Source organism: Limnoglobus sp. (genome assembly GCF_059499385.1).
The window spans coordinates 1-15,046 of the sequence record NZ_JCABYM010000125.1; the positions used below are offsets into that span (position 1 = coordinate 1).

Sequence of the window (15,046 nt, forward strand, 5' to 3'; positions counted from 1 at the left end):
TCTTGTTCCCTCCCCCCTTGGGGGGGAGGGTTAGGGAGGGGGGTAACCTCCCTTCCGCGGACGCGATCCTCACCGGGGTTGGGCAGCTCACCCCCCTCCCTAACCCCCCCCCCCAAGGGGGGAGGGAACAAGACACAATCCGTCGAGCCGCATCACGGCTCGGCACAACCCTGTATTGGAGACTTCCCATGCCGAAATCCGTCGCGGTCCTCGCCGAGCAAAAGTACGAGGAACTCGAACTCTGGTACCCCGTCTACCGGTTCCGCGAGGCCGGGCTGAAGGTCGTGATCGTCGGCCCGGAGGCGGGCAAGGTCTACCCGAGCAAGCTCGGCTACCCGGCGAAGGCGGACGCCGCCGCGGCCGACGTGACGGCGGCGCAGTTCGACGCGGTCGTGATCCCCGGCGGGTTCTGCCCGGACTACATCCGCCGCAGCGACGCGATGCTGAAGCTGGTCCGCGACGCCCACGCGCAAAAGAAGGTCCTCGCCGCGATCTGCCACGGCCCGTGGGTGCTCTGCTCGACGGACGCGCTCCGCGGCGGCCGGAAGGCGACCGGCTTTTACGCGATCAAGGACGACGTGGTGAACGCCGGGGCGACGTGGGTGGACGCGGAGGTGGTGGTGGACGGCCACGTCATCACGAGCCGCACGCCGGACGACCTGCCGGCGTTCGCGGCCGCGATCTTGGCGGCGGTGAAGGGCTGACCGATCACGTCCGCCGGACGAACGTGCGGATGAGCGTCCGGGCGGCCGTTCGCAGGTCGCGGGAAACGACCAGGGATTTCTTCACGTCCACCGGCGAAAGCACGTTCCGCCGGGCGAGCCGCGGGTGAACGTCCGGCCGGCAGGTGACGAAGTACAGCAGTTCGACGACGAGCAGCCCGACCGCCACGCCGGTGCACAGCGGCGACACGGCCCGCTCCGGCAGCTGCTCCAACAGCGAGGGGCCGGTCTCGAGGACGATCGGCTCGCGGTCCCGCCGCATGTACCGCCGCAGCGCCCGCGATGCTTCGCCCCGGAAATCGGGCCGCGGGCAGTCCGGCAGGGACACGGTTTCCGGCGGGACGTAGTCCCGGCTGCGCTCCAGCCGTGCCTGGAACTTCGCGTCGATCGGGGGCAGCGGGAACGTCGGCGTTTCGGGCACGGGACACCCCGCGGTCAGCGGCCGAGGAGGGGGACACTTTGATCGTACCCTTCCCGATTTCGATTTGCTACGCTCTCGCAATCCCGCTTCGCTTGGAACGGACATGAACGTCGTCGTCAAGTTTCACGGCTCGGCCGCGCCGTCAATTGTCGCGTGGCAACGGCGGCTACTCGCCCGACCACCACACGACCCCAACGTGTTCGCCGTCATGCGGGACACGATGGTTCAGGAGTTCCAACGCACGCACGGCCTGCCGCCGGGATGTGTACACATCGACGACCCGATCCAGCCGTACTACTCGTGGCGGTTTGCCGGCGACATCCGCGTTCACTTCGTTCGGAAGCCGGCGAGGATCGGCCGGGCCGTGACTGTCGTGGTCATCGGACTGACAGACCAGCCTCCCCCCTTGAAGAGGGATTCGACCTCCTCGTCGGACAAAACGTTATCGAGATCGAGGTCGATGAAGCCCTTCATCAAGGCCGTGCGGTGGGCGTCGTCGAGTTCAAAGAAGATTTGATCCGCCTTCGCACCCGGCGTTCCCGGTAGGACGACGTTCGCCAACCATTCGTCGTCCGGCGTGCGGACCGGGATAACGCCCGCATTGTTGTGCTTCACGGCCAAGTCGCGTAGCAACTCGCAAAGTACGGCGGCCCGAAACTCCTCGGGTAACGTGCTAACGAGTTGAGCCGGCGTGAGGGCGGGCGTGCTGTTGGGGCGAACCGGAACGGTCGGTACGACCACATCCGGTAGAACGGCGGTGTTCATGTCAACTCCTCACTCGCGTTCCCCTCATCCTATACCCATTTCCCCGCGCCGCGAATACCCTTTCCCCACGACCATTTCTCACTCCCCGAGACGCCGAAGATGCCGTCCTACTTCCCCGACGTGTCCGCCATCAAGTACGAAGGCCCGGACAGCACCAACCCGCTCGCGTTCCGCCACTACAACCCCACGGAGGTCGTGGACGGCAAGACGATGCAGGACCACTTCCGGTTCGGCGTCGCCTACTGGCACACCCTCTGCGGGACCGGCAGCGACCCGTTCGGCCCCGGCTGCGCCGTCCGCCCGTGGGACGACCAGGGCGGGTCGGAGGTCGAGGTCGCGCTCCGCCGCGTGGACGTGATGTTCGAGTTCGTCACCAAGCTCGGCGTACCGTTCTACTGCTTCCACGACCGCGACATCGCCCCGGAAGGCAAGACCCTCACCGAGACGAACAAGATTCTCGACACCGTCGTCGCGAAGCTGAAGGCGAAGCAGCAGGAGACGGGCGTGCAGCTCCTGTGGGGCACGGCGAACCTGTTCAGCAACCCGCGGTTCGTCCACGGCGCGTCCACCAGTTGCAACGCCGACGTGTTCGCGTTCTCGGCCGCGCAGGTCAAGAAGGCGATGGAGGTGACAAAGGAACTCGGCGGCGCGAACTACGTCTTCTGGGGCGGCCGCGAGGGCTACCACAACCTGTACAACACCGACCTGCGGCGGGAGTTCGACCACCTGGCGAAGTTCCTGCACCTGGCCGTCGAGTACAAGAAGAAGATCGGGTTCACCGGCCAGTTCCTGATCGAGCCGAAGCCGAAGGAGCCCACGACGCACCAGTACGACAGCGACGCGGCCGCGTGTACGGCGTTCCTGAAGACCTACGGCCTGGACAAGGACTTCAAGCTGAACCTGGAGACGAACCACGCGACGCTCGCCGGGCACACGATGTTCCACGAGATGACGTACGCGAGCAGCTACGGGATGCTCGGCAGCATCGACGCGAACCGCGGGGACGAGCTGATCGGGTGGGACACGGACCAGTTCCCGACGAACCTGTACACCACGACGCAAATGATGCTGGTGGTGCTGAACCAGAACGGCCTGGGCAGCGGCGGGTTCAACTTCGACGCGAAGGTCCGGCGGGAGAGCTTCGAGCCGGTGGACCTGTTCCACGCCCACGTCGGCGGGATGGACGCATTCGCCCACGGTCTGAAGATCGCCAGCGCCATCCGCAAGGACGGCGGCCTCGCGAAGTTCGTGAAGGAGCGGTACGCCTCGTGGGACAGTGGCATCGGCGCGGACGTGGAGAAGGGCGTGGCCGACTTCGAGGTGCTGGAGAAGTACATGCTGGCGAAGGGCGAGGCGGACAAGAACACGTCCGGCCGCCAGGAGATGCTGGAGAACTACATCAACCGGTTCATCAAGTAACCCGGCGGGCGGTCAATCCAATACGCCGTCGTCCTCCCGCTGGTCCGGCGGCACGTCGTCCTCCGGGTCCCGGACGGCGGCGTGCGCCAGCGGCTCGGCCCACCGGTCGCGGATCACGTCCTCCACTTCCGCCGCGGCCGGCCGGTCCGCGGCCGGGGCCGCGTACCCTTCGCCTTCCTGGGCCAGCGCGTGCTGGAGCAGGTCGTTGACCGTCGCCACGCCGGGCGGGAACGCGAACCGCACGACCGCCCGCCGGGCCAGGAGGGTCGTCCAGAACACGGCCAGGAACCCGACGATCGGGTAGACGAACAGCATCACCCCGGCGTTCAATTGTTCGCCCCACGGGAGCTTCAGGCCGGACCCCGTCCACGGCTTCATTTGGTCGGTCGTGATGATGATGAGCGCCGTGCCGCCGACCACGGCCCCGGCCGCGCCCGACAACAGCACCCACCGCGGCGTGTCCGTCCGCACCCGCGGAATCCACAGGGACGGGAAGTGCTGCTTGAACACGCCCCACGCCCGCCGACGACGGGTCTTCGGGAACAGGTCGTCCAGCCGGTCCGTGAGCTTGATCGCGTCCGGCGGTCGGTCGAGCGCCACGGCCAGCGCCTCGCGGAGCTGCCGGACGAGGCGGCGGCGGTTCGCGTTCGCCGGCGGGGCCAGGGCCGGGTCCGGGAAGAAGTTCAGCACCACCGCGGCGGCCGACGCCGGCGTGGGTGCGTCCGGCAGCGTGCGAATCGCCGTCGCCAGGCGGCCGATGCCGAACTCGTGCCCGAACCGCTCTTCCAAATATGCCTGGATCGCGTCCCAGTCCGGCCGCGCCGGCGGCACGGCGGGAACCGGCGGGGGCGGGTCCGGCCGGCCGACGGCCGCCAGCGCCGCCGCCAGGTCGTCGAGCGACCCGAGGAACACCGGTTGCTCCCGCAACCGCGCCACGACCCGCGCCCGCGCCGCCGGGTCCGGGACGAGCACCTTCAAGGGCGGCCCCTTCCGCGGCCGGAACCACGACAGGCCGTACTCCGTCCGCTGGAGTTCGTACCCCGTGGGCATGGCAAACGCGACGCGGAACGGCCCGCGGAACATCGACCACCACATCCACCGGGTGTGCGGCCGCGCGAGCAGCCGGCCGTCGCCCACGTCGAAGACGACGAACTCCTGCGACGCGAGCGCGCAGGCAGCCTGCGCCGTCACTTCGTACTCGACGACGTGCGTGCTCTGCATCGCCCGCCGCACCCGCGGCCGCTCCGTCAGGGCCTCGTAGACGGTCCCGATGAGGCCGAAGCCGAAGCTGACGTACATGAACCCGACGCCGGTGAGGATGCACGCGTTCGGCCGGCCGAACCAGGCGCACGCCCCGACCGCGAGGAGGAACAGGAACGAGAGGCCGGCCATGCGGAGGTTGATCCTGACGTTCCGCAGCCGGCCCTCCAGGGCGGCGAGGTCGTCGGCCGAGAGGGGCCGGGGCGTTTCGATAAGCATGGCGTGGCCGGGCAGGGGGTCGAGCCGCTGACTTCCGAAGTCCGGCTTCGACTTCGGAAGTCGATCACCGCGGGGGCGTTCGCGGCGTCTGCTATGCCGTGCTTCCCCGTTCGACTTCCGAAGTCGAAGCCGGACTTCGGAAGTCGGGCCGCGTTACCGAATCACGCCGTCCACGTCCAGGACGACGGCCGACGCGAGGTTGTTCCCGAAATTCTTGAAGTCCTTGAACGTCCAGACCACCTTCTTCTCGCGGGAGACCTCGATCAACTGCGGGTTCGCCTCCCCGGCGTGGCAGTTGCCGATGACGACGTTCCCGTTCGGCAGGACGTGCAGCGTCGTCACCCACGCGAGCGTGACGCCGGGCAGTTCCTTCTGATCGACCTGCCAGACGATCTCCTTCTTCGGGTTCACCTCGATCACGCGGTTGTTGTTCCCGCCGGCGACGAGCGTGTTCCCGTTCGGCAGCCGGACCGCGCCGAAGACTTCGACGCCGTGCCCCTCCGGGCCGTGGCCGTTGGACCGCGGCCGGCCGCCGAGGTCGAGCTTGTACTCCCACACGATCTTACCCATGTCGTCGTACTCGCGGACGGCCCCCTCCCCCTCCTGGCAGACGAGGTAGTTGCCGGTCGCCAGCTTCCGCACCATCCGCGTGTCCCGGTGGGCGTCCGGCTTCGACACCGTGAGGGGAACCGTCTTCACGATCTCCCCTTTCGGGCTGACCTCGACGATCCGCGTGTTGCCGGACTCCGCGACCATCGTGTTCCCGTCCGCGAGCCGTTGGAAGGCGTGAATCTCGATCCGGCCCTTGTACCCGTCCTTCGGCTTGGCCTGGTACGTCCAGACGATCTGCTTCTTCGGCGTGATCTCGATGACGCTCGTGTGCGAGTTGTGCGTGAGGATGTTCCCGTTCGGCAGCATGTGGAGGTCGTGAACGTCGTGCTTGTTGGCGAACTCCCATTCGACCTCGCCCTTGGCGTTGACGATGGCGAGCTTGCCGGTCCCGCGGTCGGCGGCGAGGACGCGGTGCGCGACCGGGTCGGCCGCGGCCGCGACGGCCGGGACGAGGAGCAGCAACAGGGAGAGGAGGCGCATGGCGTGAACCCCGGAGGAGGTAGTATGTGTCTGGTGGGGATTCTACTTCCCGAACGGAGGGCGGCCCACGATGAGCGACGAGGACGCGTTCCTGCGGAAGCTGCTGGAGAACCCGGCCGACGACACCGTGCGGCTGGTGTACGCCGACTGGCTGGACGAGCGAAGCGAGGCCGCGAAGGCCGAGTTCCTGCGACTGACGGCGGAAGAGCCGCGAATGAAGAAACGTCGGAAGTCGGTCGGCAAACGGTTGCAGATGTTGGCGGCGGAACTGGATAGGAAATGGCTCGCCGTGGTGAGCAAGCTCCTGATTGAAGTTTGTGAATCGGGTGGATCGACCGTCGGGTTCGGATGGAAGCGGAAGAGTTCCAACCCGACATACCTTTGCCCCAAAAAATGGGAACAACTCCGGCCCACAGACACGGTCGATGTGCGGTTCTGCACCGGTTGCCAAAGCGAAGTGTACTTCGCCGACACAATTGCGACTGCTCACTCTCATGCCGCAAGCGGTCGGTGCGTCGTGGTAAGCCTCGGAGTCGTTCGTTCCCGAGACGACTTGGTGCGGTGGGACGCGATGGGTCGTTTCGCGCCGGAGGTGTTGGATCGTGAGGAAGAGCGTCGGCGTCTCGGCGAGGTGTCGGCCGGCGACGACGATCCCGATTAGCCACGGCGCGGAGGCTTTGCGGAGCGGAGCGCGGTAGAATGACCGGCATCCCACGAAAGGCCGTCGCCATGCCGATCCACGACTGGACGCGCGTTGATGCCGGGACGTTCCACGACTTCCATCAGGATTGGTCCATCGAATTGCGCCGCGCCTTGAACCGGGGCGTGCTGCCGGCGGGATACTACGCCTTCGCGGATCAACGGGTGAGCGGGCCGGAGCCGGACGTGGTGACGATCCAAACTCGTCCGGTCACGCCGCAGGGCGGGCTGGCGGTCGCAGACGCACCGCCGAAGGTGCGACAAGTTGGGCAGGTTGAAACCGAGCGTGCGATCTACGCCCGGAAGGCAAACCGAATCGCCGTGCGGCATCGACTCGGCCGGGTCGTCGCGATCATCGAGATCGTCTCGCCCGGCAACAAGGACAGCCAGCACGCCATCCGGTCGTTCACGCACAAGGTCGCCGAGTTCGTGCGGGCCGGGATTCACGTCGCCGTGATCGACCTGTTCCCGCCCACCCCCCGCGACCCGGACGGCATCCACCAGGCCGTCTGGGACGAACTCGTCGGCGAGCCGTTCGAGCCGCGGCCGGAGGGGAAGCCGCTCACGGCCGCCGCCTACGACGCCGGTTACCCGCAGACGGCCTACGTCGAGCCGCTCGCCGTCGGCGACGAGTTGCCGCCACTGCCGCTGTTCCTCGAACCCGGCGTCTACGTGCCGATGCCACTGGAGCAATCGTACCGCACGTCCTGGGACAACACGCCGGAACCGATCCGCGAACTCGTGCAACCGCCGACGTGACCTCACGCCGCGGCCGTGCCGCGGACGGGGCCGACCATGTACGCCAGGATGCCGAGAATCTTGTCCACCTCCGCCAGCGAGTACTCCCGCAGGTCGAGCGTCACCTCCGTGCCGATCAGCTTCAGGAACTTCCACAGGCTGCCGGTCGTCATGCCGCCGTACACCACCGGCACGGCGTTCCGCTCCCGCTGGTTGAACCGCCACGCCCCGACCATGCTCGCGATGCACTGCCCGAGGCCGTCGTGCAGGTTGTCCCGCTTCGCCTCGAACAGCACCGCCACCGGCGAGACGATGTGCGGGACCTGCGGGGCGTTGCTAATCATGAAATCGACCACCCCCGTCAGCCCGGCCTCGGGGTCGGCGGCGAACTCGACGCCCGAATAGAGGCCGATCCGGGCATGGTAGCCGGACCACAATTCGGCGAGGACCGGCGCGACCATCCACTCGGACCGGGCTTTCTCCGTATTGATCGTGATCGCGATTCGGGACGTTCGAGCCAGCCAATCGCGGATGCGGGCGGTGTCGCGAATCGGCGGTGTTTCAGCAAACATCTCTTCGCTCGGCCGCAGGGTCAATCCGAGCCGCGCGATCACGTCCGGGAACTCGAAGTTGCTGAACGCCATGTCCGGCCTCCGTGGGGTGGCGATATTCTAACAGCCCCGCCTCCCCTTCGGGTACACTCATCCCATGCGGCTCTCCGACCTCGCCATCAAGAACCCCGTGTTCGCCGTCGTCCTCGCGGCGGCCCTGCTCGTCTTCGGCTCCCTCGCCTACCGCGACCTCGGCGTCAGCCAGTTCCCGGAACTCGACTTCCCCGTCGTCAGCATCACCACGTACTACGACTCCGCCTCCCCGGACATCCTCGACCACGACGTGACGGACGTGATCGAGGACGCCGTGTCGCAGGTCGAGGGGATCGACTACGTCTCGTCGCAGAGCACTTACGGCGTCAGCTCCGTCACCGTCTACTTCCGGCTCGACAAGAACGTGGACGTGTGCATGCAGGACGTGCGGAACGCCGTGTCCGCCGCGATGGACCGGCTGCCGACCGAGATCGACCCGCCGGTGATTTCCAAGCTGAACTTCAACAAGTTCCCGGTCATCTGGCTCGGCGTCCACGGCAAGAAGCCATTAAAAGTTCTCAACGACTTTGTGGACACGAAGCTGCGGCAGGAGGTGCAGACCATCAACGGCTGCGGCGGCATCATGTACGGCGGCCTCCGGCAGCGGACGATGCGCGTCTGGCTGGACCGCGACAAGCTCCGCAGCCGGAACCAGGACGCGCTCGACGCATTCCAGGCGATCCGCGACCAGCACGTCGAGCTGCCGGCCGGCTACCTCGACGGCAAGAAGCGGGAGTCGGACGTGCGGACGCTCGGCGAGGCGAAGGACGCCGGCGAGTTCGCCGACCTGACGATGATGAACGCCGGCAATCAGGTGGTGAAGCTGACGGAGTACGGCACGATTGAAGACGGCATGGCGGACAAGCGGAACTTCGCCCGGTACAACCGCGTACCGACCGTCGGCGTCGGCGTCATGCGGGCGACCGGCGCGAACGTCGTGCAGGTCTGCGAGGAGGTCAAGGCGAAGCTCCCGCTGCTCCAGAAGTTGGCGGCGCAGGAAGGGATCGAGGTCAGCGTCAGCACCGACTTCTCCTTGTTCATCAAGGACGACATCGAGGAAGTCAAAGAAGCCCTCGTCCTCGGCGTCATCCTGACGGCGCTCGTCACGTTCGTGTTCCTCGGCTCCGTCGGCACGACGCTGAACGTCTGCGTCGCGATCCCCACGTCGCTCATCGGCACGTTCATCGCCATCAAGGTGCTGGGGTTCACCGTCAACTTCATGACGCTGCTCGCGCTGTCGCTGTCCGTCGGCGTCGTCGTCGATGACGCGATCCTGGTGCTGGAGAACATCTACCGCCGGATGGAACTCGGCGAGAACCGAAGGAGCGCCGCCCTGAACGGGGCGCGCGAAATCAGCTTCGCGGCCGGGGCGGCGACGCTGTCCATTGTCGCCATCTTCCTGCCGGTCGCGTTCATGCAAGGGTCGATCGGCGCGTTCTTCTACCAGTTCGGCATCACCGTCACCGTGGCCGTGCTGCTATCGCTGGTCATCGCGCTGACCGTCACGCCGATGCTCTGCTCGCTGTTCCTCACGGTCGAACACAAGAACGCCCCGCCGCGGCCGCTGTACCGACAAATCCTCGGCTTCCCGGTCACGCTGTTGAAGTGGGTCATCGTCTGGCCGACGAACAAGCTGCTCGACCTGTGTTCGTTCGTCTACCTGCGGCTGTTGCGGTTCGCGCTCTGGTTCCCGTGGCCGTGGCTGGCGGTCGGGATGCTCGTCGCGGCCGCGGCCGGGCTGTTCGTCGTCGGCATCGACCGGCCGCTGCCGGCGTGGGCGAAGTCCGTCACCGGCGCGGACCGCGTCACCGTCCGGCCCATGGGTCGGGAACTCGTGCCGAGCGAGGACCAGAACCGGTTCGTGGTCAACATCGTCTGCCCGATCAGCATGAACATCGAGTACGTCGAGGAAGTCGTCGGCAAGGCGGAGACGGTGCTGGCGGAACTGAAGGACCCGGTGACGGGCGACGACCTGCTCGCGTCGATGTTCGCGACGATCTCGTTCCGCCCCGGCTCGCTGATTACGGAAGGCACGATCTTCGTCCGGCTCACCCCGGCGTCCGACCGCACGATGACGCAGGCCGACGTGATGGCCGAGGCGAGGAAACGACTCGGCGGCATCGCCGGGATGCGGCCGGTCGTGCTCGACCTCTCGACGCAGGGGTTCACGCCGACCCGCGGGTTCCCGGTTAACTTCGCCATCCAGGGGCCGGACTTCGACACCGTCACGAAGCTGTCCGAGCGCATCCGCCTCAAGATGATCGACAGCGGCGTGGTGACGGACGTGAACAGCGACTACCGGCCGGGGATGCAGGAGGTGCAGATCGTGCCGGACCGGGAGAAGGCGGCCGCCCGGAACGTGTCGATGCGGCGGCTGGCGTTCGTGCTCGCCGTCGGCACCGGCGGGTTCCGCGACGGCCGGTTCACCCCGCCCGCGATGGGGTCCACGTCCCGCCGGTACGACGTGCGGCTGCGCTACCTCGAAGACCAGCGGTCGGCCCCGGACGCGATCCTCGACGACTTCGTGAAGAACGAGGACGGCAAGCTCATCCCGCTGCGGGACGTGACGACGGTGAAGGTGATTTCGACGCTGCCGACGATCCACCGGTACAACCACCAGCGGAAGGTCGAGTTGACCGCGAACATGGCCCCCGGCGTCCCGCAGGGCGAGGCGATCAGCCGCAGCCTGGAGATCGCCGAGCAGTGCCGGGACGAAATGGGGCTGAACGAGAACTACCGGTTCGTGCCGCTCGGCAACGCATCCGCGATGGCGGCGACGATGTCGTCCATGTGGGGCTGCCTGGGGTTGGGGTTCGTGTTCGCGTACATGATCCTGGGCGTGCAGTTCAAGTCCTTCATCCACCCGTTCACGGTGCTGTTGGCCGTGCCGTTCGGCGTGACCGGGGCGCTGGCAACACTCTGGTGGTACGGCGACACGCTGAACATGATGAGCATGATCGGCCTGGTGCTCCTCGCGGGGCTGGTGAAGAAGAACTCGATCGTGCTGGTGGACTACGCGAACCAGATTCGGCGGCAGAAGGGTCTGTCGGCGGCGGCCGCGATGCTGGAGGCCGGCCGGGTGCGGCTGCGGCCGATCCTGATGACGTCGATCGCGACGATCGTGGGCGCGATCCCGCTGGCGGTCGGCGCGAGTTCCGGGTCCGAGACGCGGGCCCCGCTGGCGCGGAGCATCATCGGCGGCAGCATCCTGGCGACGGCCGTGACGCTGGTGGTGGTCCCGGTGTTCTACTGCGTGTTCGAGCGGTTCCTGGCGTGGCTAGGGCGGCAGGCGAATACCCCGTAGGTCGGTCGCGGCGCGGGCAACCACGAAGGCCGTGTCCCGGCAGGCGGGTTTTTACCCCGAAGGGGTAACACATGTCGGCCCAGGGCAACGCCCTGGGTACGCGTCCCACCTATCCCGCAAGCCCTGAAAGGGCGGAACATTCTTCCGCCCTTTCAGGGCTTATTGCATTGGGTGGCGGTCGTACCCAGGGCGGCGTCGCTGCGCTCCTTGCCCTGGGCTGACATGTGTAACCCCTTCGGGGTAAAGACCGGCCGACGACTGACAACGGTGTGTCACTTGGTCGGCCTCGGCTCGACCCGACCTACGGTTGCTTCTGGTTCGCCTTGTACAGGAACGCCAGGATCGCGGCGACGGCGCGGTAGAGCTGCGGCGGGATCTCCTGGTCGATGTTCAGCTTGCTCAGCACCGTGACGAGCGCCTTGTCCTCGCGGACCGGGACGCCGTTGGCGCGGGCGATGGCGAGCATCCGGTCGGCCGTCGCGCCGGCCCCCTTCGCCACGACCTTCGGCGCGGCGGCCTCGGCCGGGTCGTACTTCAGCGCGACGGCCCGCTTGCGGGGTTCGGCCATCGTCACACCCTCACATCGACAACAGATGTCGCGTCCGCCCGGCCGGTCCGCATCGCGCTCGCCTGCCGGCGGCGGCGGTCCGGCAGGTCGCTCGTCGGGCGAACGTCGAGCAGCACCTCGCTGAACCCGGTCGCCTTCAACTCCGATTCCAACTCGGTCAACTCCGGCCGCACGCGGTCGCGGGTGGCGGCGGCGTCGAGGTACAACACGGCCCGCAGTCGGTCGCCGTCGATGCCGGCGTCGAGGTACGTCTCGCCGAGTTCCGTCAGCGGGACGTGCATCAGCACCCGGAACCGCGACGGCTGATCCGGCGTGTCACTTCCGCCGCCGCCGTCGGGTTCGACGGCCATGTGGAGTGTCCGCCAGGTCGGGCCGTCCGGGAACGGGACGGGGACGACGAACGCCCCGGTCGATTGCTGGCCGAGGGCGTTCGCCGCCTGCTGGTACTCGATCCCGTCGAGCGTCGTGCGGGCGGCCACCAGTTGCGGGGCGGCCGACACGAGTTCCGTCAGCACGGCCTTCAGATCGCGGTTGAAGTTCACGGCTTCGCCGGCCGCGCGGCGGTCGAGTTTCGCCTCCAGGAATTGCCCGCCGTCCTTGACGAGGGCCGTCAGTTCCTCCGCGTTCGTCGGCCGCGGCGAGTCGGGAAGGATCGCGTTGAGGACGGCCTTCACCTTCGCGGCCTGCGGCTTGTCGGCGATCTCGCTCCGCAGCGCCGGCAGGCTCTCGCCGAGCGGCGGCGGCTTCTCCTGGCGGAGAATCTCGCCGACGGCTTCGAGCGTCGGGTCCGTCGTCACGGTCACCGGCGTGGTCGCGACGGCGGACACCGCCGGGGTTGGCCGGGCGAGTTCGAGCTGGCCGTTCGGCGACACGGACACCGTGAGCGCGTCCCCGACGGCGAGCGGCAGCCCGGTGCGGACGGTCAGTTGCTTGCCGGCGACGTTGAGGGTGGCCTCGTTGTTCTCCAGCTTCGTGACGACGGCCGCGAGCAGCGCCCCGATGGGCAGGCCGCTCACTTCGCCGGCGACGAGCCGCGCCACGGCCGGCTGCTGGGCCGCGAGGTTCGCGAGCGGGCTGCTGGTGGTCGGCAGGATTTGCATGATCGCAGTGTAACCGACGGCGGCGGGAAAATCTCGACGCACGGGAATATCGAACCCGCGGCCCGGCTCTTTGCAGAGAACTCATCCCCGAACCCGTGGCCGGTCTTCGGCCCCGGATGGGGCCGCGGACTGTAGCCACGGGTGAAACCCGTGGCAGGCACACGCGCGGTTTCTGCCCCGGAGGGGCGGCGGAAGGAAGCTCCCGCGTTCCACCGCCCCATCCGGGGCGGGAGTGGGATGCGCGTACCACGGGTTGCGCTGCGCTCCACCCGTGGCTACAGCCCGTCGCCCCTCCGGGGCAAGAGGAGGGACGCCGCGTGAACGACGACCTCGTGCCGCTGCAGCTGATGCACGCCTCCCGGCCGGGGCTGTGGATCGCGTCCGCGACGATCACCGTGCTCTTAACGATGTCCTTGGCCGGGCCGCTCGCCGCCCTCGGAAAGGCTATCGCCGAAGGAATCCTGCGTGGCGTATTCCTGCTCATCCCGGCCGCCGTCGGCCTGGGAATCGACCTGGGCTACGCCTGCGCCGCGGTGACGCTCTTCCTGGTGGCCTGTCTCGTCCTCATGATTGTGTCGCTGATCTGCTTGAGCTGGAATCGCGACGACTGACCCCCCTTCCACGGCTCGGCCCGTAGAATCGTTTAACTTCGCCCAGCTTCCCGACCGATACTCCCGACATGACGCCGACCGCTTACGGCCTCGACCTGCTGACGCACGCCATGACCGCCGCCGGGCTGCGGCACCGGGTCATCGCCAACAACATCGCCAACGTCAACACGCCGAACTTCAAGGCGCTCGAAGTCCGGTTCGAGGACGAACTCGCCAAGCACCTCGACGACCCGACGGCCGTGAAGCCGCAGGTCGTGGAGGCCGCCGGGCCGGAGCGGGTGGACGGCAACACCGTGGACCTCGACCGCGAGCTGAACGCCCTGACCAAGAACAGCCTGCTCTACCAGGCCGCCGCGACCGTCATGGCCACGCGGCTCGCCGCCCTGCGGTCGGCCGTTTCCGGTCGGTAAGCCGTGACTGGTGATTGGTGATTCGTGATTGGGAAAACCAGTACCAATCACCAATCACCAATCACGAGTCACCAATCACTGGTGACCTATGCCCTTCGACACCCTGTTCGCCGCCGGCAGCATCAGCGGGTCCGGCATGGCCGCCGAGCGGCTGCGGATGGAAGTCATCGCCAACAACATCGCCAACGCGAACTCCACCCGCGGGCCGGACGGCGACCCGTTCCGCCGGCAGGACGTGGTCTTCGCCGAGGTCCTCGGCCGCGAGGTCGGCGGCCAGAAGGCGCTCAAGGGCGTCGAGGTCGTGGACGTGGTGGACGACCCGGCCGAGTTCCCGCGGGTGTACCAGCCGAACCACCCGGACGCGGACGCCGAGGGGTACGTCCGGCTGCCGAACGTACAGCTGCCGATCGAGATGGTCAACCTGCTGACGGCCAGCCGCAGCTACGAGGCGAACCTGAAGGCGGCGCAGACGTTCCGCCAGATGAACGAGCAGGCGCTGACGCTGCTGCGAAGTTAAAACTTCTGATTCACCACAGAGTCACAGAGGACACAGAGAAAAGACGAGATGAAATCAATTCTTAAAAACTGATTTTGGGCTTTCTCCTCTTATCTCTGTGTCCTCTGTGACTCTGTGGTGAATCTTCTTAACTAACCGGCGTTGACCCCCCCTTGAGAGATCGGTATGGACCTGCCATCCGTAGGAAATCTCACCCCGCTCGCGCCGCTAACGCGGCCGACCGGGGCAACTAGCGAGACCAGCCCGGCCGGGGGGTTCGGCCAGGTACTCGGGTCGCTGCTGGCCGAGAACCAGCGGGCGAACGCCGCGGCCGACGCGGCCGTCGCCGCGCTCGTCACCGGCGAGGCGCAAGACCTTCACACGGTCTCGGCCGCCGTCGCGCAAGCGGACCTGTCGTTCCGGCTCATCCTGGAACTGCGGAACCGCCTGACCGAAGCCTTCCAGGAGGTTTCCCGGATGCAAGTGTAGTTGTTAGTTGGCAGTTGGTAGTTGGTAGTTGGCAGGAAAAATACCCACGGGTCGGCTGCCCACAACCCACGACCAACTGCCCACCAACA

General features: G+C 67.3%; 16 protein-coding genes. 9 read left to right on the forward strand and 7 right to left on the reverse strand.

All coding sequences use genetic code 11. The features are described 5' to 3' along the window. Positions 1-188 precede the first annotated feature (188 nt). Positions 189-704, forward strand: coding sequence for a type 1 glutamine amidotransferase domain-containing protein (locus tag AC5JJ2_RS22195; RefSeq protein WP_495860226.1), 516 nt, complete (start codon positions 189-191; stop codon positions 702-704). A 4-nt stretch (positions 705-708) separates the two neighbouring features. Here AC5JJ2_RS22195 and AC5JJ2_RS22200 read toward each other — a convergent pair whose 3' ends face one another. Continuing rightward, complete coding sequence (locus tag AC5JJ2_RS22200; protein ID WP_495860227.1) at positions 709-1,143, reverse strand: hypothetical protein; 435 nt, start codon at positions 1,141-1,143, stop codon at positions 709-711. Positions 1,144-1,470: 327 nt separating this feature from the next. Then, positions 1,471-1,908 (reverse strand): hypothetical protein, encoded by a 438-nt coding sequence (locus AC5JJ2_RS22205; protein ID WP_495860228.1) that lies wholly within the window; start codon positions 1,906-1,908, stop codon positions 1,471-1,473. A gap of 99 nt (positions 1,909-2,007) precedes the next feature. Here AC5JJ2_RS22205 and xylA point away from each other — a divergent pair, with 99 nt between their 5' ends. Then, complete coding sequence (xylA, locus tag AC5JJ2_RS22210; RefSeq protein ID WP_495860229.1) at positions 2,008-3,327, forward strand: xylose isomerase; 1,320 nt, start codon at positions 2,008-2,010, stop codon at positions 3,325-3,327. Between the two features lie 12 nt (positions 3,328-3,339). Here xylA and AC5JJ2_RS22215 read toward each other — a convergent pair whose 3' ends face one another. Both AC5JJ2_RS22215 and AC5JJ2_RS22220 read right to left on the reverse strand, forming a co-directional pair. Beyond that, complete coding sequence (locus tag AC5JJ2_RS22215; RefSeq protein WP_495860230.1) at positions 3,340-4,806, reverse strand: hypothetical protein; 1,467 nt, start codon at positions 4,804-4,806, stop codon at positions 3,340-3,342. Positions 4,807-4,959: 153 nt separating this feature from the next. After that, the gene (locus tag AC5JJ2_RS22220; RefSeq protein WP_495860231.1) at positions 4,960-5,898 is read right to left on the reverse strand and encodes an NHL repeat-containing protein; all 939 of its coding nucleotides are present in this window, start codon (positions 5,896-5,898) and stop codon (positions 4,960-4,962) included. A gap of 70 nt (positions 5,899-5,968) precedes the next feature. Between AC5JJ2_RS22220 and AC5JJ2_RS22225 the strand changes: the two genes are divergently transcribed. Both AC5JJ2_RS22225 and AC5JJ2_RS22230 read left to right on the forward strand, forming a co-directional pair. Further along, positions 5,969-6,559, forward strand: coding sequence for a TIGR02996 domain-containing protein (locus tag AC5JJ2_RS22225; protein ID WP_495860232.1), 591 nt, complete (start codon positions 5,969-5,971; stop codon positions 6,557-6,559). A 38-nt stretch (positions 6,560-6,597) separates the two neighbouring features. Further along, positions 6,598-7,356 carry a DUF4058 family protein gene (locus AC5JJ2_RS22230; RefSeq protein ID WP_495860233.1) on the forward strand — a complete coding sequence of 253 codons (759 nt, stop codon included), beginning with the start codon at positions 6,598-6,600 and terminating at the stop codon, positions 7,354-7,356. Between the two features lie 2 nt (positions 7,357-7,358). On the opposite strand, the gene AC5JJ2_RS22235 is transcribed toward AC5JJ2_RS22230, so the two are convergent. Beyond that, a complete protein-coding gene (locus AC5JJ2_RS22235) occupies positions 7,359-7,979 on the reverse strand; it encodes a hypothetical protein (RefSeq protein WP_495860234.1) in 621 nt (206 codons plus the stop codon). Positions 7,980-8,043: 64 nt separating this feature from the next. On the opposite strand from AC5JJ2_RS22235, the gene AC5JJ2_RS22240 reads away from it, so the two are divergent. After that, entirely contained in the window at positions 8,044-11,283 is a 3,240-nt protein-coding gene (locus AC5JJ2_RS22240; protein WP_495860235.1) for an efflux RND transporter permease subunit, read from the forward strand. A 301-nt stretch (positions 11,284-11,584) separates the two neighbouring features. Here AC5JJ2_RS22240 and AC5JJ2_RS22245 read toward each other — a convergent pair whose 3' ends face one another. Together AC5JJ2_RS22245 and AC5JJ2_RS22250 are read right to left on the reverse strand one after the other, a co-directional pair. Then, positions 11,585-11,851 (reverse strand): EscU/YscU/HrcU family type III secretion system export apparatus switch protein, encoded by a 267-nt coding sequence (locus AC5JJ2_RS22245; protein ID WP_495860236.1) that lies wholly within the window; start codon positions 11,849-11,851, stop codon positions 11,585-11,587. 2 nt (positions 11,852-11,853) lie between these two features. Further along, entirely contained in the window at positions 11,854-12,993 is a 1,140-nt protein-coding gene (locus AC5JJ2_RS22250) for a hypothetical protein (protein ID WP_495860237.1), read from the reverse strand. 275 nt (positions 12,994-13,268) lie between these two features. Between AC5JJ2_RS22250 and AC5JJ2_RS22255 the strand changes: the two genes are divergently transcribed. From AC5JJ2_RS22255 to fliE, 4 genes are all read left to right on the forward strand, one after another. Next, the gene (locus AC5JJ2_RS22255) at positions 13,269-13,562 is read left to right on the forward strand and encodes a hypothetical protein (protein WP_495860238.1); all 294 of its coding nucleotides are present in this window, start codon (positions 13,269-13,271) and stop codon (positions 13,560-13,562) included. 68 nt (positions 13,563-13,630) lie between these two features. Further along, the gene (locus AC5JJ2_RS22260; RefSeq protein WP_495860239.1) at positions 13,631-13,972 is read left to right on the forward strand and encodes a flagellar basal body rod protein FlgB; all 342 of its coding nucleotides are present in this window, start codon (positions 13,631-13,633) and stop codon (positions 13,970-13,972) included. A gap of 88 nt (positions 13,973-14,060) precedes the next feature. After that, the gene (gene flgC / locus AC5JJ2_RS22265) at positions 14,061-14,489 is read left to right on the forward strand and encodes a flagellar basal body rod protein FlgC (RefSeq protein WP_495860240.1); all 429 of its coding nucleotides are present in this window, start codon (positions 14,061-14,063) and stop codon (positions 14,487-14,489) included. Positions 14,490-14,654: 165 nt separating this feature from the next. Beyond that, positions 14,655-14,957, forward strand: a complete 303-nt coding sequence (gene fliE / locus AC5JJ2_RS22270; protein WP_495860241.1) for a flagellar hook-basal body complex protein FliE — start codon at positions 14,655-14,657, stop codon at positions 14,955-14,957. Positions 14,958-15,046 lie beyond the last annotated feature (89 nt).

Coding starts and splice junctions, on each gene's coding strand:
- AC5JJ2_RS22195 (WP_495860226.1), top strand. CDS start 189: ATGCCGAAATCCGTCGCGGTCCTCGCCGAGCAAAAGTACGAGGAACTC.
- AC5JJ2_RS22205 (WP_495860228.1), bottom strand. CDS start 1,908: ATGAACACCGCCGTTCTACCGGATGTGGTCGTACCGACCGTTCCGGTT.
- xylA (WP_495860229.1), top strand. CDS start 2,008: ATGCCGTCCTACTTCCCCGACGTGTCCGCCATCAAGTACGAAGGCCCG.
- AC5JJ2_RS22215 (WP_495860230.1), bottom strand. CDS start 4,806: ATGCTTATCGAAACGCCCCGGCCCCTCTCGGCCGACGACCTCGCCGCC.
- AC5JJ2_RS22220 (WP_495860231.1), bottom strand. CDS start 5,898: ATGCGCCTCCTCTCCCTGTTGCTGCTCCTCGTCCCGGCCGTCGCGGCC.
- AC5JJ2_RS22225 (WP_495860232.1), top strand. CDS start 5,969: ATGAGCGACGAGGACGCGTTCCTGCGGAAGCTGCTGGAGAACCCGGCC.
- AC5JJ2_RS22230 (WP_495860233.1), top strand. CDS start 6,598: ATGACCGGCATCCCACGAAAGGCCGTCGCCATGCCGATCCACGACTGG.
- AC5JJ2_RS22235 (WP_495860234.1), bottom strand. CDS start 7,979: ATGGCGTTCAGCAACTTCGAGTTCCCGGACGTGATCGCGCGGCTCGGA.
- AC5JJ2_RS22240 (WP_495860235.1), top strand. CDS start 8,044: ATGCGGCTCTCCGACCTCGCCATCAAGAACCCCGTGTTCGCCGTCGTC.
- AC5JJ2_RS22245 (WP_495860236.1), bottom strand. CDS start 11,851: ATGGCCGAACCCCGCAAGCGGGCCGTCGCGCTGAAGTACGACCCGGCC.
- AC5JJ2_RS22260 (WP_495860239.1), top strand. CDS start 13,631: ATGACGCCGACCGCTTACGGCCTCGACCTGCTGACGCACGCCATGACC.
- flgC (WP_495860240.1), top strand. CDS start 14,061: ATGCCCTTCGACACCCTGTTCGCCGCCGGCAGCATCAGCGGGTCCGGC.
- fliE (WP_495860241.1), top strand. CDS start 14,655: ATGGACCTGCCATCCGTAGGAAATCTCACCCCGCTCGCGCCGCTAACG.